Raw genomic sequence first — 16,043 nt, forward strand, 5'->3', positions numbered from 1 at the left:
TATGCGTGCGATCAGCCGAAGCGGCCGGTGATGTAGTCTTGCGTGCGCTTCTCGCGAGGCGACGTGAAGATTTTCTCGGTGCGGTCGAATTCGACCAGTTCGCCCAGATACATGAAGGCCGTCTGCTTCGAGACGCGCGCGGCCTGCTGCATGTTGTGGGTGACGATGACGATCGTGTAGTCGGCCTGCAGCTCGTCGATCAGTTCCTCGATCTTGGCGGTCGACAGCGGATCGAGCGCCGAGGCCGGCTCGTCGAGCAGGATGACCTCCGGCTTCACCGCCACGGTGCGGGCAATGCAAAGCCGCTGCTGCTGGCCGCCCGACAGGCTGAGGCCGCTGGCGTTGAGCTTGTCCTTGACCTCTGTCCACAGTGCGGCGCGCTTCAGTGCCTGCTCGACACGGCCGTCCATCTCGGCCTTGCTGATCTTCTCGTAGAGCCTGACGCCGAAAGCGATGTTCTCGTAGATCGACATCGGGAACGGTGTCGGCTTCTGGAACACCATGCCGATCTTGGTGCGCAGCAGGTTGAGGTCCTGCGAACGGTCGAGGATGTTCTGGCCGTCGAGCAGCACCTGGCCCTCGGCGGTCTGCTTGGGATAGAGCTCGTAGATGCGGTTGAAGACGCGCAGCAGCGTCGACTTTCCGCAACCCGACGGACCGATGAAGGCGGTGACGCTGCGCTCGGGCAGCGACAGCGTGATATCCTTCAGCGCCTTCGACTGGCCGTAGTAGAAGTTGAGGTTCTTGACCTCGATCTTGGCCTTGGTCACCGCCTCGGCGGCGATCGTCATGTCTGGAGACAACATCTGGCTCATTTGTCCTCTCTGCGTCCGGTCAGGCTGCGCGCGAAGATGCTGAGCGCGAGAACCGTCAATGTGATTATGAGTGCGCCGGTCCAGGCCAGTTGCTGCCATTCCTCATAGGGGCTGAGAGCAAACTGGAAGATGGTGACAGGCAGGCTGGCCATCGGCGCGTTGAGATTGCTCGACCAGAACTGGTTGTTCAGCGCCGTGAAAAGAAGCGGTGCGGTCTCGCCGGAAATACGGGCGATGGCCAGCAATATGCCGGTGACTATGCCCGAAAGCGCGGCGCGATAAGCCACCGAGCGGATGACCACCCAGCGCGGCGCGCCGATCGCGGTGCCGGCTTCGCGCAAGGCGTTCGGCACCAGGTTGAGCATGTCCTCGGTGGTGCGCACCACGACGGGGATGACCAGGATGGCAAGTGCCACGGCACCGGCGATCGCCGAGAAATGCCCCATCGGCCGCACCATCAGCTCATAGACGAACAGGCCGATGATGATCGACGGCGCCGACAGCAGGATGTCGTTGATGAAGCGCACCACCGTGGTGAGCTTCGAGAAGCGGCCATATTCGGCCATGTAGGTGCCGGCCAGCACGCCGATCGGCGTGCCGACGATGATGCCGATGATGGTCATCACGATGCTGCCGTAGATGGCGTTGAGCAGGCCACCGGCATCGCCGGGCGGCGGCGTCATTTCCGTGAAGACCGAGAGCGAGACGCCGGCCAGGCCCTTGTAGAGCAAGGCGCCAAGGATCAGCGCCAGCCAGGCAAGGCCGATGCCGGCGGCGATGACGCACAGCGTCATCATCACGCCATTCTTGCGCTTGCGGCTCTGGTGAAGCGATGCGGCTGTCGACATCGGTCAGGCTCCCGTGCGGGCATCGATGCGCATCAGCATGTAGCGGGCGATGGCAAGGATCAGGAAGGTGATAACGAACAGGATCAGGCCGAGCGCGACCAGCGAGGAGGTGTAGAGATCGCCGACGGCTTCGGTGAATTCGTTGGCGATGGTCGCCGAGATGGTCGTTGCCGGCGCAAACAGCGACGTCGAGATGCGGTGCGCGTTGCCGATGACGAAGGTGACCGCCATCGTTTCGCCGAGCGCGCGGCCGAGAGCGAGCATGACGCCGCCCATGATGCCGATGCGGGTGTAAGGAATGACGACGCGCCGCGTGACCTCCCAGGTCGTGCAGCCGATGCCATAGGCCGATTCCTTCAGCACCGACGGCACCGTGTCGAAGACGTCCTTGGTGATCGAGGTGATGAAAGGCAGGATCATGATGGCCAGGATCATCGCCGAGGTCAGCAGGCCGATGCCGTAAGGGGGGCCAGCGAACAGGCCGTTGAGGCCCGGAACGCCGTGGAACACACTGATGATGAAGGGCTGCACCGTCGTCTGCAGGAACGGCGCCAGCACGAACAGGCCCCAGATGCCGTAGATGATCGAAGGGATACCGGCCAGCAATTCAACCGCCATGCCGATCGGGCGCCGCAGCGGGCGCGGGCAGAGCTCGGTGAGGAAGATGGCGATGCCGATGCCGAGCGGCACGGCGATCAGGATGGCGATGGCCGAGGTGATGATGGTGCCGTAGATCGGCGCCAGCGCGCCGAATTTCTCCGTCACCGGGTTCCAGCTTTCGCTGGTCAGGAAGGAAAAGCCGAAGGTCGACAGGGCTTGCCAGGAACCGGCTACCAGCGAGATCGCTACGCCGCCGAGCAGGACCAGCACCAATATGGCAGCGGCGCGGGTCATTCCGTGGAAGATCGAATCGGTCAGCGCGAACCGTCGAACGGTGGCATCGCGCGAACTTCTAACGGCTGGCAAGGCTTCCTGGACAGCGCTCATGTCAAGCTCGGCTCTTTCAGTTTGAAAGGAAAAGGAGCGCCGCGGGCGCGGCGCTCCTTCAGAGGGTGTTACTCGCCAACGTAGACGGGCTTGCCGCCGGCCTGGATGTCGGCCTTCCACGACGCCTTGATCAGGTCGACGACGCTGTCGGGGATCGAGACGTAGTCGAGCGCCTTGGCGGTCTCCTTGCCATCCTTGTAGGCCCAGGCAAAGAACTTCAGGGCTTCGCCGGTGGCAGCGGCATCATCCGGAGCCTTGTGGATCAGGACCCAGGTCGAGGCCGCGATCGGCCAGGTGGTGTCGCCGGGCTCGTTGGTGATGATGACGTTGAAGTTCTTCGCGCCCTTGAAATCGGCATTCGAAGCGGCAGCGCCGAAGGATTCGAGCGACGGCTCGACGACCTTGCCGGCTGCATTCAGCATCTTGGAGTAGGACAGGTTGTTCTGCTTGGCATAGGCGTATTCGACGTAGCCGATGCCGCCATCCGTCTGCTTGACGGTGTTGGCAACGCCTTCGCTGCCCTTGGCGCCGACGCCCGTCGGCCATTCGACGGCGGTGTCCGAGCCGACCTTGTCCTTCCAGTCGGGCGAGAGCTTCACCAGATAGTTGGTGAAGTTGAAGGTGGTGCCCGAGCCGTCCGAACGATGCACGACGGCGATCGCGGTCGACGGCAGGGTGAGGCCGGGGTTCAGCGCCTTGATCGCGGCATCATCCCAGGTGGTGATGGCGCCGAGATAAATCTGGGCGAGCGTCTTGCCGTCGAGGACGAGTTCGCCCGGCTTGACGCCGGTGAGGTTGACGATCGGCACGATGCCGCCCATCACCATCGGGAACTGCACGAGGCCGTTCTTTTCCAGATCGGCATCGGACATCGGCTTGTCGGTGGCGCCGAAGGTCACGGTCTTGGCGATGACCTGCTTGATGCCGCCGCCGGAGCCGATCGACTGGTAGTTGAGGCCGATGCCGGTATCTTTCTTGTAGGTGTCGGCCCACTTGGCGAACACGGGATAGATGAAGGTCGAGCCAGCGCCGGAAAGGTCAGCTGCGATGGCTGCGGAAAGGGTGAAGGTAGACGCTGTGGCCATTGCGATCGCAACGGCCGCCGAGCGGATGAAATGTCTCATGTGGCCTGCTCCTGTTCGGAAGATGGTCTCTCGGCGCCATTGCTAAGCAGCGCCCGCTGAGGCCAATAGCCTTGGATTATAACAGTCGCATGACAGTTTCGTGTCAGCCCGGTAACGCGTCACCAGCACTGGAAAAGGCGGTGGCGTCGGATGGCCTGAACCTGAACCGAGTTTGCGCCCGGAATCAGGGACTTGAGCCATTCACCGGCCGGAGCCGCCGCCGGATTCGACGGGGCATTCTCGGATGAAGAAAATCCGGACGGGAGCGCGTTGCTCAAGGCCAGAGCGTGTCATGGCCGGGCCATCGCCAAAAACAGGTCCGTTGGGGTAGGTTGACGCTGTTTGTTGCCGGCGGTCGCTGCTCCCGCCCGTAACTGCAAGGGCGGAATTCGATTTTGCCATTGTCCCGGCTCGGCGCCGCCTTTGGTATGGTGCGATCGCACCATAGGCATTGCACGCAGGGGTAGCAGCAGAATCCGCGATTGATTCCCTCGGCTCGCCTCTTGGAACCGGTGACGCGCTGCTATCCCGCGTTGCGCTGGACCTGGCGGCCGGCGCCGAGCCAGCGCTCGACCTTCTCCAGCAGGGCCCTGGGGCTGATGGGTTTGGGCAGATAGTCGTCCATGCCCGCCTCCAGGCAGCGTTCGCGGTCGCCCTTGAGCGCATGCGCCGTCACGCCGACGATCGGCACATGCGTGCCGGTTTCCTGCTCCAGCTGGCGGATCGCGGCGGTCGCCTCGAGCCCGCTCATCTCCGGCATCGAGACATCCATCAGGATCATGCAAGGATTGAGCTTGCCGAAAGCCTCGAGCGCCTTGCGGCCATTGCCGACGATCTCGAAACCATAGCCGGTCTCGCCAAGGATCTGGGTGAAGACCATCTGGTTCACCTCATTGTCCTCGGCCACCAGTATATCCAGCCTGTGTCCGTCGCCGCCAGTGGCGGGCAGCCGAGGCCGAACCGCCGGCGGCTGCAGTTGCGCGCGTTGTTCGGACAGCGCCAGCGGCGGCTGGGGCGCATCTGGCCCTCCCGTTTCGAGCGGCTGGATAGCGTGACTGTCCATGGCATGGCGATGGCGCTGGATGGTCGCCACCAGCGTCTCCAGCAGCACCGAGGAGCGCGCCGGCTTGATCAGCTGGGCGTCGATGCCGAGATCGCGGTAGCTGGTGTTGGCGAGCGACTGGTCGACCGAGGTCAGCATGATGATGGGCGTGTCGGCGAGGCCTTCGGTGCTGCGCACGATGCGTGCCATTTCGGCGCCGCTCATCTCGGGCATCTGGTAGTCGAGCACGACGCAATCCACGGGCACGCCGTAGGCGGCGGCCGCGATCAGCACCTTGAGGCCCTCCGCGCCGCTTTCGGCCGCGCAGGAATCGAACGTCCACGAAGTCATCTGCTCGGTCAGGATTGCCCGGTTGACGGCGTTGTCGTCGACGATCAGCACGCGTGCGCCCGTCACGTCCACCGGCATGATGCGCTGTCCGTTCTGCTGTCCGGCCCTGGGCAGCGTCACGGTGAACCAGAAGGTCGAGCCCTTGCCCTCGGCGCTCTCGACACCGATGGTGCCGCCCATCAGTTCGACCAGCCGCGAGGTGATGGCAAGGCCAAGCCCGGTGCCCTCGTGCCGCCGTGTGGACGAGGTGTCGACCTGGCTGAATTTCTCGAACACCAGTTTCAGTTTCTCCTCGGGGATGCCGATCCCGGTGTCGGTGACCGAGATCGTCAGCCTGGTTCCGGTCGGAACCATCTCGCCGGTCACGTCGACCAGCACATGGCCTTCGTCGGTGAACTTCACCGCATTGCCGACCAGGTTGGTGACGATCTGCCGGATGCGGCCGACATCGCCGATGAACAGGCTTTCGAGCCTCGGCTCGACGCGCACGATGAGTTCGAGGTCCTTTTCCTTGGCGCGCGTCGACACCAACGTCGCCACGTCCTCGATCGCCTCGGCAAGGTTGAAGGGCGCCGGATCGAGCACCATCTGGCCGGCATCGATCTTGGAAAAATCCAGGATGTCGTTGATGATGGTCAACAGCGCATTGCCCGACTTGACGATGATGTCGGTGAACGTCTTCTGCTTGGGATCGAGATTGGATTTGGCCAGGAGTTCCGCCATGCCGAGCACACCGTTCATTGGCGTGCGGATTTCATGGCTCATATTGGCGAGGAATTCCGACTTGGCGCGGTCGGCGAGCACGGCGCGCTGGCGCGCCTCGCTGAGCTCGGCCTCGCGCATCTTCAGTTCCGTGATGTCGGTGGTCGATCCGATCAGGTAGAGCGAACCGTCCGACGCGATCATCGCGCCCTTGCGCGCGAACTGATGCCTGACGCTGCCGTCGGCAAGCCGCACGGTTTCCTCGACCTCCTGGGTGTCGCCGGTGCGCAGCACGGCCAGATCGCCGGCCACGAAAGCCTCGCCGTCCTCCCCGAAAATCTCGATGTCGGTCTTGCCGATCGCATCTTCCCTGCTGAGACCAGTCAGGTCGCACCAGCCCTTGTTGACATAGAACTGCCTCAGATCGGAGCGCTTGGCGTAGATCGACACCGGCACATTGTCGATCAGGCTGCGGAACACCTCGTTCTCGCGCATGCTCTCTTCCAGGGCCTTCTCGCGCGCCTTGACATCGGTGATGTCGGTGCTGGAGCCGACCAGATGCACCGATCCGTCCGTCGCCACTAGGCGGCTCTTGCGCGTCATCAACTGCCGCACCGTGCCGTCGCGATGGGTGACGGGCTCCTCGACCTCGAGGCCCTTGCCGGTTACGACGACCTGGGTGTCGTCATGGCTGTAGCTTTCCGCGTCTTGCGTACCAAACAGCTCACGGTCGGTCCGGCCGATGACGTCTTCCTTGGCGATGCCGGTCAGCGCGCACCACGCCTTGTTGACGAATTCGATGCTCAAATCCTGCGCCTTGATGAAGGCGGCCACCGGCAATTCGTCCATGACGTGGCGGAAGAGATCGATCTGGCGCATCGAGTCGCGCAGCGCCGCCTCGCGGCTCTTGATGTCGGTGATGTCGACGCGCACGCCGATGAACGTCCCGTCATCGGTGCGCATGTCGTAGACCTGGTACCAGCGTCCATCGGCATTGAGGCGCTCGTAGGAAGAATTCGGCAAGCGATAGCGCGCCAGCATGCTGTCGAGCCAGCGTTCGGGTTCGACCTCGTAGAGCCTGTCGATCCCGGCATCGCCGCTCGAGCGGAAATAGCCGATCGACTGACCGAATTCCAACGCCTCGCGGAAGCTGCAGCCAGGCTGCCAGAAGGGCTTCAGCGCCGGCAGCGTGTCCTGCAGCTTGCGGTTGGCGAAGACGAACTTGTCGTCGCGGTCGTAGATGATGACGCCGGCCGGCAGCGATTCCAGCACGCTGGCGAGATGCTTGCGCGCGTCCTGTGCCTCGGTCTCACGCCCCTTCATGTCGGTGACGTCGACATAGGAGATGAGCCGCTTGCCGCCGGGCAGCGGCGCCAGCGATGCGACGAGCGTGCGCCCGTCATTGTGCGGCAATTGTCTGGAGCCGGCGACGCCGGCCCTGATTTCGGCTTCGCGCTCGGCGGCATGGCGTTGCCAGGCGGCGTCATCGGCGCCGTAAGGGTCAATGGCGCGGCTGGCTTCCATGAGCTCGCGAAAGGCCGAGCCGATCCCGGCCAGGCCCGGATCGATCCTCCAGAAATCAAAGAAGGCCCGATTGATGACTTCCGCGCGCATATCGGCATCGAGGACGAGAACACCGATCGGCATCTCGTCGACCATGGTGCGCAGATTGACGAAGGTCTCGGCGATCTTGGCGTTGGCGTTTTCGATCTCGGCATCGCGGCGCTTGAGTTCGGTGACCTCATAGTAGGTCAAGAGCCGCTTGCCGCCGGACAGCGCCGTCACCGAAAACATCATCGTCCTGCCGCTGGCATGGACGAATTCGCGGGGCGCGACGGAGCCGGCGCGAATCTCCTCGATACGGCTGGCGAGGTAGCGCTGCCACTGCTGTTCGCCGATATCGCCATAGATGCCATTGCGGCGGTTGAGTTCCATCAACCGGCTGAACGGAGCGCCGATGGTCACAGCGCCGTCCGGAATGCCGGACAGGTCGCGATAGGCCTTGTTGACGATCAGCGTGTCGAGCTTGGCATCGAGCAGCACGACGCCCATGTGCATGGCGTCCAGAGTCCGTTCGAGATCGGCAAGATGCCGGTCGGGATCGCTGCCCGACAACGGGTTTTGCTCCACGGTCTCGAAGGCGCCGGCCAGTGCGGTGACGTTGCGGCCTATGCCGCGGTAGCCGGCAAATTTCCCTTCGCTGTCGACCTTTGGGAAGCCTGACGTCAGCACCCAGCGGCAGGCGGCGCCGCCTCCCTTCAGTTCGTAGACGAAGTCGCGGAACGGCCGGCGTGCCTGCAGATCCTCCAGATGCGCCGCCGCGCTGTGGTTGCCCTTCAGGACCTGGTTGAGGAAATCGAAGCGGAACCGGCCCAGCACATCAGCCGGATCGATGCCGGTCGCCGCCTGGTAGGTGGGTGAAAGCCAGGAGAATCGCAGTTCGGCATCGGTCTCCCAGACCCAGTCAGAGCCCGCCTCGAGCAGTTGGCGAAGCGCGTCGGGCGAATCCATGTCCGCGCATGGCGGCGCGTCGCCGCGATGCGCCGGCTTTTCGGGCCCACGCTTGCCGCGCGCGCCGATTGCTTCGTCCGCTTCCGCCATCCTGTCCCACCCCGAAAATCAAGGCCGAACCCTCCCTCCGCGGTTCGTCGGCGGAATGTGCCCGAGAAGCATTAACGATCCGCTAACCTTAACGGCGCAACCCGCCCGTTCCACCCTGCGTTATTCCGCCCGGTTGTCGGGTGGACCAAGGCCGCGTTATAAGCCCGCGCAGGGGTGTTGCTAATGTATCGACGGATAGGGCCTTTCTTGCTGGGCGTGGCGCTGCTTTTCGGCAGCGGCTGTGCGCGCAGCTATGACGGCACGGTCATCATCCCGCGGCCACTCGACGCCAGGCGCTTCTGGGACCGGCCGCCACCCAACGTCGACTACACGCCGCAGGCCGACAACGGAGCCTTTCCGGTGCCGCCACAGCCGCCCGGACAATTTTCCGAACGCAGGGTTCTGAAACCTGGCGTGCACAGACGGCGTCAGACGCGATATTCGCCGCCGCCCCCGCCGTCGAACCCTGAAAAGCAACTGGCATGCAGGAATGTGAGCGCACCAGGCGAACGCGTTCGCATGGTCTGCGAATAGGCGCGTTTCGGGGAGAGTTCCCCGTAGCCTCACAGCGATGCCGCGCCCTTCTTCGGTTCCTTCGCGCCAAGCTTGTCTAGCGCAAGGCGAACCTGGCGCAAATCGTCCTGCCAGCCGTCATCATCATCCATGGAACTCTCCGACGCGGCCCGTTGCAGGCCGCGCGCTTCGGATTCGATCTCACGCAGTTCGGCGACCTTCTCATCATGGGTCAGGGAGCCGTTTTCAACGATCTCCAGAACCCGCATTTCCCTGAACGTGGCCATGGCGTTTCTCCCGGCTGATGTTGATCACAACGCCGTGAGCGCCCCTCCGTTCCAGACGGGTCCTATGGCCGGCTGCACCATGACGGCGCGCTGCAGCCCGTTATCCCAGGAATGCGGAAAGAGGAGAGGTCATTCAGCCGGGAAGAAGGCCGGGCCGACCACACGCACCGGCCGCGTACCGGCGGCGATCGACTGCAGCTGAGCAGCCCCCGAGGCCTCGGTGCCGGATTGCGGGATTGCCGCGACACTGCCGAAATCCGGCTTTGGCTGCGGCAATGGAATAATGGCATTGGTCATGTTTGTGGGCGTTACCGTCCTTGCCCTCAATTCGGCCACCCGCTGGTGATAGCGCTTGACATCGCAGGCCTTGAAATTGGCATCGTCACGGTAGCGGAAAGCCGACGGCAGTTCGGTATAGGGTTTGCGCGTATCGAGCGCGACCATCTTTTCGGTTTCCAGACTGGCGTCGCTCAGCGTGTAGAGATCGACGGCCGGGTCATCGCAGATATAACGGCACTGATCGGCCATATCCTTGACATCGTCGCTGCCGGCGAATTGCGACTTGGGCGCGGGGAAGAAGTATCCATCCGACAGGCGCACGCAAAACAGCATCGTATTGCCGGCATATGTTGGCCCCGCCGCTGCCTGCGCGGATTGGCTCTTAGGCGCCTGGCGCTGGTCCTTTGCGTCGGACGTGCAGCCAAGCGCCGCGAAGCGTGCCTGCGGGCCCGAAAGGTCCCGGCCGGAATTGGACGCGGCCGCCATCCGGCGCTGCACTTCCGTCCGGTTTCTGGCAAGATCGGAGCAAGCGTTGAAGAACCCGCCCGCGGCACGTTGCGCCGTGCACCTGCGTTGCCTCTCCAGGCCCTGGATCGCCGCAAGCTGACGGCGCAACTGCGCCAGTTCGGGATTCACGCCGCCACCACGGCCGCCAGAAGGCAACTGATTTCTGATCGCGCTGCAGCTATCCGCGTAGGAAGACGTCGTGCCGAGCACAAAGGCGGCCACCGTCACCAGTGCGATCATCATGAGAAGCCAGAAACGCATCATCGGGACGACATGGTCCTTGTTGCTGGTAGCCTGGAATCATATTCTTTCGACTTGAATAACCTTCAACTAAATGAGTTATACCTAATAATTTAAGCTCTCCGGCTTCGGGCAGACTTTCAATTAGTGTAGTATAATGGCTCCTGTAAATTCGATATTACATTTTTATTTCAAGATTGAGACGAACCACAAAACAAAGCGGCCAGGCCGCCGGCTATCGAAATTGCCGGGCCGTGGTCTCCTAGGCGAACGATCAATCCGACGTTACCGAAGCTTGACGCTGAAACCTTTGCCTGACGTCCGCGTTGAAGGCATAGGGAGAACGCAGATGTCGATCCACTTCACGGTATCGGAACTGACAAGAAACCTTTTTCATTCTCTCGGGCTGGATCACGAGCGCGCGCCACGACCGCTCAATCCGGAGGAGAGCTTGTTGCTTGAGTGCTATCTGGCCGGGCAGATTCCGGAATCGGCCTGGAGCGACTATGTCTTCGAGACACCGGACCTGGCACGGCATGCCGAGGCCCGGCGCCTGAGCCACTGAGCAATCGGCTCTGGAAAAGCCAGCCCGCCACGTCTCGCTGAGAGGTCGGCGGGACAGCTATTGCTTCGGGGAAACCAGTTGCAAGGTGAAGACGTTGCCGCCGATGCCTTGCGCCAAAGCCGGTGAAAAACTCAGGGGCGTGCAATTCTTGACGGCGGCGATGGCCGCGTCGATGAACGCTTTTCGCGCCTTGTCATCGCCGGCCACCTTGGCAGCGGTCGGCCGCGGCGGACCAATCAGCGAGCCGTCACGCTTGAAGCTGAAACTGAGGGTTACGGTCGAATTCCCCGCATCCGCCGGCGGCGTCCAGCAGGCCTGAATGGCGGACCCTACGTCATCCATCGTGTTGAGCACTGCTGCGTGTGATGGCGCCTCAACCAGCACTCCACCGGCGATCGTCAGCATTGCCGCCACGTATTTCATCGCAAGCCCTCTATCTCGCCCCAAGCCGGCATTCCAAGCCGAACCCGCTAAAAAGCGATGCTAGAGCCAACGTCGCCGATGACAATCTCCCAACGCGAAAAGTTGATGATGCAGCATCGCCGGATCACCGTCTCGCGATCTCGCATGAGGCCCGAAAAAGCAAAAAGGCCGGCACGGAGCCGACCTTTCCTTCCACCGATAGTGCGCCAGTACATCCGTGGTCGCCGGTGAATTCCTGGCAGTAGACAGGGCTTTGGTTAACGAATCCTTAAGCCGGCGCTTTCGCCTGCGACCTCACATAGGCGATGTACCCTCGCACGTCGCCGGCCGGCTCGGCATAGGCCTTGCCGAGCTTCTTCTCGATTGCCGCCATGTACTCCTGCGCCCATTTGGGCAGCGCATAGTCGATGACCGCCAGGAACTCGAGCGTCGCCGCCAGCCTTATGTCGGCGATCGACGGGTTCTTGCCGCCGATGAACGGCTTGCCGTCCCTGAAGAAGCTGTGGAAGACCTCCAGCGGCTCGGCAATCGCCGCCATCGCTGCCTTCTGCGCTTCCGACTTCTTGTCCGGATTGGCATCGCTGTGGCCGACCTCGCCGGCATATTGCGGAAAACCCAGCGCCGGATAGGTGGCGCGCGCCACATAGGGGTAGAGCGTACCGATCAGGTAGAACATGGCGCTGTCGATCATCGCCCGCTTGGCCGGCGCCTTGGGATAGAATTTCTCCAGCCCGTGCTTGTTGGCGAGATACTGCATGATGGCGCAGCTTTCCCAAAGCACGCCCCTGGGCAGCCCCTTGTCCTCGATCATCGGCGTCAGATGCGCCGGATTGCGCGCCAGATATTCGGGCGAACGCGTGTGGCCCCAGGCATCGGTCTCGGCGGCGTCGAACCCGGCCGCGCGGGCAAACACCCGCACCGTCATGTTGTTGACGCTCGGCTTCAGCATGCTGAGCTTCAACGCCGGCTTTTTCGCCGACTTGGCCTTGGGCGCCGATTTTTGCGCCGCCGGTTTTGCCGCGGCTTTCGCACCCGCCTTCGGCGCGGCCTTTGCGGCTGCCTTCACCGCCGGCTTCGCGGCTGCTTTTGTCTTTGCCTGGGTAGCCGATTTCCCAGCACTCTTGGTCACTGTCTTTGCCATTTTTGTCCTCCCTCTGTTTTGTTGGTCGTCAGTATGGATTCTTCGGCGCCCGGTCGTCCGACAAGGTCGCGCGGGAACTCTCGACAAGCGCCTGGATCGCGTCCGCGAGATGCACCTCGGCGATATTGTAGTCGCCGCGCCCGACGCGCAGCTTGTGCGCCTGCATCAGCACATCGGCATGGGTGAAACCCGCCGGCGGCTCGAAGCGGTAGGAAGCGAGTTCGATCAAGAGGCCGAGCGGGTCCTCGAAATAGATCGAATCCATGAAGCCGCGATCCTTGACGCCGCTGTGCTTGATGCCGCGCTCGTCGAGCCGGGCGACCGCCTGCAGGAAGGTGACCCGCGACACCGCGAACGCGATGTGATGGACGCAGCCCGGATCGGTCGGTGTGCGCCGCTTCAGCGGCGTGCGGCTTTCATCGGTGAAGACGGTGATCAGGCGGCCGTCGCCGGGATCGAAATAGAGGTGGCTCTCGCTGGCCTTGTCGAGGTTGGGCTGCTCGAAGATGAAAGGCATGCCGAGCACGCCTTCCCAGAAATCGATCGAGGTCTGGCGCCCGGCGCCGACCAGCGTGATGTGGTGGACGCCTTGTGCTTGCAGTTTCTGCATTGGCCTTCTCCCCGCGGCATCGATTGCTCGTCAGGATCTGCCTGGCACCCGGCGTTCTGCGCGCCGCCTGAGCCGTGCCTCGAAATCCATGACGTGATGCTAATGCAATCGGCCTCGCCGCGCCAGAAGCGGCAAGTCCCTTCGTGCACGACGGTGAAACCGCTCGTGCCGCAAAGCTGCGGGATCTTTTCTAGTGATGAGGCAGAAGCGCGACGCCAAAGCCGCGCCCGTCGCGCCCTGGCCGAAGCCGCGACTAAGCGACGGCCCGGAACTCGGCTTCCGCAATCATCCCCACACCGCCACACTCGGCGCAAATGAGGGTTTTCCCCGGGCAACTGGTCTGATGCGTCCCTTGCGGGCAGCAATGGCCTCTCGACGCACTCCATCTCGAGCAGTCGAACACCTTGCCGCCGCCATGGCAGCGCGCGCAAATCTTTCCCGACGTCATTCCAACTCTACCCAACCCAAAATCCGCGCTGCCGCGAATGCTATCCCAACACGCCGTAAGTAACAGAGATCGTTGCGCTTTCAAGCGTCGCGGCCTGACTTAAATTGGGGGAATTCGGGCATGCGGACCGCCGGGTTGTCGCGGGCTTCCCACTCCTCCCGACCAACAAAGATCCGCGCGGACGCGCGCCCTAGTATTGTCCAGGCCCTCTCTATTGGCAGAGAAGATGGCCTTGAAACGAGAATAAGGCTGTCTCCTTCATCTATTCGGCCGATGCGGCATCTCATCTTGAGGACTACATTGAAGATGATCCTACGGATCAATGAGTAGTCCGAAGCCAGTCCCCTTTGCGGCTGCTCCAAAGGGCCCCGCTTGACTCCCGGTCGGCGGGGCTTTTCCGTGCAGACGACAGGACGACCTTGCGGCGTGACAGACGATGCTCAAGCCGCCCCGATCAAAGATTGAAGACGTGCGAAGCGGTCAGCCCGGCCAACAGCACGCCCGCAAGCAGCGCGATGATCGAGGCGAGGAACCAGCGCAGCGTGACCTGGTAGACCGGCTCGTCGTCGTCGCGCGGCAGCAGCGAACGCCATAGTGCGACGAGTTGGAGGACAATGGCCAGCGCGAGCAGGAGCGTCGCCAGGATCGAGGCAGTCGTCCATCCGCCATCGGCTTCGAAATTCCAATACCGCAGGAAAAGAAGCGAAAACCCGAGCAATACGGTGATCGCCGAGATCACACCCTGTCGGTAGCCGACCGGCAAGGGAACCCTGCGCGCCTCGATTGCCTGAAAAGCCGGCTCGTCGGTCTCATCGGGATAGCCGTCTTGACGCTTGGGAGAGTCGATCATGAAGGCAACATCTATCTTGGCGGGTCCTTGGACGTCGGCGCTGGTCTTGTTCGATCGTTGCGACCGAGGAAGCCTTGCAGGCCGTCATCATCATCCCTGCGCCTTCTTCGCGCAAGGTGAGCGACTTGACGCGATACTGTCAGAGCCCGGTCAGGCGCATGCCTGGCGGGAGCCGAGCCGAAAAGTTGCCGATACAGCCAGAAGGAAACTTGGTACGCCCAAGGGGAATCGAACCCCTGTTCCCGCCGTGAGAGGGCGAGTTCGTAGACAGTGACGCACAGTCCTGCACAACCCTACACGTTTGATTTCTATACGCTATTTCCGCTACAATGCGCTCATGTGCATTGGTGTGTTGTCCGGTTCGTTGCAACGAATTTGACAACGAAAAGATGGAAACGCAATGGCTCAACGTCGAAGTGTGCTCTCTAGTAAGACCAGCCGGGCGGCCCTCCCCGCTTCCGATGCGCCCGAGTGGGAAGTCATCAGCCCCGGCGTGCGCATCGGCTATCGTCGGGGCCGCGGAAGCTATGGCCGCGGCGGCAACTGGCTGGCAGCCTCTCGGTCGCCCGACAACAAACGAGTGCAAACACGACTGGGCAAAGCCGACGACTTGCTGCCGGCTGACGGCAAAGCCGTGTTGACCCATGAACAGGCGAAGGACGCGGCTCGAGCCTGGGTGAAGGGCTTGAAGGTGGGCACTGACGCTTCGCCATCTCTCACCGTAAACGACGCGCTAGACCGCTATTTTGAGGCCCGGTCGGCCGAAGGAATGAAAGCCATCGATGACGCGAGGTCCCGCGCGGCGCTGCACGTCCGGCCTAAGCTTGGAAACTTGCGAGTCGCCGATCTGACGATCGGAAAGGTGCGCGCCTGGCGGGACGGCATGGTCACTGCCGAAAAGCGGCTTCGAACCGCCAAACGCGCCAAAGAGGCAAACAAGATCATCGTCGACCTTTCCGACCCCGAAGTCATTCGCAGGCGGCGCGACACGGCAAACCGCACTCTCACGATTTTGAAGGCTGCGCTCAATTGGGCCTTCAACAATCATCTAGTGGCCGACGACACAGCGTGGCGCCTGGTCAAGCCCTACAGGAACACCACTTCGGCACGCATCCGATTTCTGTCGCCTGGAGAGCAGCGCGCGTTGGTGGCTGCTAGCAATGGTGTAATCCGCGATCTGATCTCGGCCGCGCTCGTCACCGGCGCCCGGTTCGGCGAGTTGGCAAGGCTGCGCGTCGCCGACTACGACGTCGTGAACAAGTCGGTGTTCATCGCGGAGAGTAAGAGCGGAAAGCCGCGGCACGTCCCGTTGCCGGATGGCGGAGCGGAACTTTTCGCCAGGCTCGCCGCCGATCGCGGATCCGGCGAATTCCTGCTTCGGCAGGAGGGCGGCGCGGCATGGGCGCCGTCGACCTACAATCGTTCGTGGAAGGCCGCTCTGAAGATTGCCAATGTTCAGGCCGTGACGCTGCACGAGCTGCGACACACCTACGCCAGCACGATGGTCCGAAACGGGGCGCCGTTGATCATTGTCGCTCAGGCGCTTGGCCACAGCGACACTCGAATGGCCGAGAAGCACTATGCGCATTTGGCTCCTTCGTACGTTGCCGACACAATCAGGCGCTTGGCGCCAGATATTTGAAGAGGCTTCCGAGGCAGCAACTGAGAGGCACCAGTCTGTTGGCGTCCGGTGTCCCCATTGCCCCGGCG

The 16,043-nt window shown here is 62.7% G+C and carries 14 protein-coding genes; 3 read left to right on the forward strand and 11 right to left on the reverse strand.

All coding sequences use genetic code 11. The annotated features are described in order from the left end of the window. Positions 1–11 precede the first annotated feature (11 nt). The 5 genes from pstB to QQK95_RS10050 all read right to left on the reverse strand — a co-directional run bounded on the left by pstB (position 12) and on the right by QQK95_RS10050 (position 8,470). A complete protein-coding gene (pstB, locus tag QQK95_RS10030; protein WP_020629059.1) occupies positions 12–815 on the reverse strand; it encodes a phosphate ABC transporter ATP-binding protein PstB in 804 nt (267 codons plus the stop codon). Further along, positions 812–1,663, reverse strand: coding sequence for a phosphate ABC transporter permease PstA (gene pstA / locus QQK95_RS10035; protein WP_284271763.1), 852 nt, complete (start codon positions 1,661–1,663; stop codon positions 812–814). The genes pstB and pstA overlap by 4 nt, the downstream gene beginning before the upstream one ends. 3 nt (positions 1,664–1,666) lie before the next feature. Next, positions 1,667–2,650, reverse strand: a complete 984-nt coding sequence (pstC, locus tag QQK95_RS10040) for a phosphate ABC transporter permease subunit PstC (protein ID WP_202357558.1) — start codon at positions 2,648–2,650, stop codon at positions 1,667–1,669. 68 nt (positions 2,651–2,718) lie between these two features. Next, positions 2,719–3,774 (reverse strand): phosphate ABC transporter substrate-binding protein PstS, encoded by a 1,056-nt coding sequence (pstS, locus tag QQK95_RS10045; protein WP_083246445.1) that lies wholly within the window; start codon positions 3,772–3,774, stop codon positions 2,719–2,721. 523 nt (positions 3,775–4,297) lie between these two features. Next, positions 4,298–8,470 carry a PAS domain-containing protein gene (locus QQK95_RS10050; protein WP_284271772.1) on the reverse strand — a complete coding sequence of 1,391 codons (4,173 nt, stop codon included), beginning with the start codon at positions 8,468–8,470 and terminating at the stop codon, positions 4,298–4,300. A gap of 216 nt (positions 8,471–8,686) precedes the next feature. Between QQK95_RS10050 and QQK95_RS10055 the strand changes: the two genes are divergently transcribed. Continuing rightward, on the forward strand, positions 8,687–9,004 hold the full coding sequence (locus QQK95_RS10055) for a hypothetical protein (protein ID WP_284271825.1): 318 nt from the start codon (positions 8,687–8,689) through the stop codon (positions 9,002–9,004). A 29-nt stretch (positions 9,005–9,033) separates the two neighbouring features. On the opposite strand, the gene QQK95_RS10060 is transcribed toward QQK95_RS10055, so the two are convergent. Both QQK95_RS10060 and QQK95_RS10065 read right to left on the reverse strand, forming a co-directional pair. Then, positions 9,034–9,270, reverse strand: a complete 237-nt coding sequence (locus tag QQK95_RS10060) for a hypothetical protein (protein ID WP_010911904.1) — start codon at positions 9,268–9,270, stop codon at positions 9,034–9,036. Positions 9,271–9,399: 129 nt separating this feature from the next. After that, positions 9,400–10,320, reverse strand: a complete 921-nt coding sequence (locus QQK95_RS10065; RefSeq protein WP_284271776.1) for a DUF2865 domain-containing protein — start codon at positions 10,318–10,320, stop codon at positions 9,400–9,402. A 325-nt stretch (positions 10,321–10,645) separates the two neighbouring features. On the opposite strand from QQK95_RS10065, the gene QQK95_RS10070 reads away from it, so the two are divergent. Further along, complete coding sequence (locus QQK95_RS10070) at positions 10,646–10,861, forward strand: hypothetical protein (RefSeq protein ID WP_284271779.1); 216 nt, start codon at positions 10,646–10,648, stop codon at positions 10,859–10,861. Positions 10,862–10,918: 57 nt separating this feature from the next. On the opposite strand, the gene QQK95_RS10075 is transcribed toward QQK95_RS10070, so the two are convergent. The 4 genes from QQK95_RS10075 to QQK95_RS10090 all read right to left on the reverse strand — a co-directional run bounded on the left by QQK95_RS10075 (position 10,919) and on the right by QQK95_RS10090 (position 14,333). Continuing rightward, on the reverse strand, positions 10,919–11,284 hold the full coding sequence (locus QQK95_RS10075; RefSeq protein ID WP_284271782.1) for a hypothetical protein: 366 nt from the start codon (positions 11,282–11,284) through the stop codon (positions 10,919–10,921). 268 nt (positions 11,285–11,552) lie between these two features. Then, entirely contained in the window at positions 11,553–12,425 is an 873-nt protein-coding gene (locus tag QQK95_RS10080) for a glutathione S-transferase family protein (RefSeq protein ID WP_284271785.1), read from the reverse strand. 28 nt (positions 12,426–12,453) lie between these two features. Continuing rightward, complete coding sequence (locus QQK95_RS10085) at positions 12,454–13,035, reverse strand: VOC family protein (RefSeq protein WP_284271787.1); 582 nt, start codon at positions 13,033–13,035, stop codon at positions 12,454–12,456. 902 nt (positions 13,036–13,937) lie between these two features. After that, entirely contained in the window at positions 13,938–14,333 is a 396-nt protein-coding gene (locus QQK95_RS10090; RefSeq protein ID WP_284271791.1) for a hypothetical protein, read from the reverse strand. A 400-nt stretch (positions 14,334–14,733) separates the two neighbouring features. On the opposite strand from QQK95_RS10090, the gene QQK95_RS10095 reads away from it, so the two are divergent. After that, complete coding sequence (locus QQK95_RS10095) at positions 14,734–15,975, forward strand: tyrosine-type recombinase/integrase (protein WP_284271794.1); 1,242 nt, start codon at positions 14,734–14,736, stop codon at positions 15,973–15,975. Positions 15,976–16,043: the final 68 nt, after the last annotated feature.

The sequence above is a fragment of the Mesorhizobium huakuii genome, assembly GCF_030160235.1.
GTDB classification, from domain to species: Bacteria; Pseudomonadota; Alphaproteobacteria; order Rhizobiales; family Rhizobiaceae; genus Mesorhizobium; species Mesorhizobium huakuii.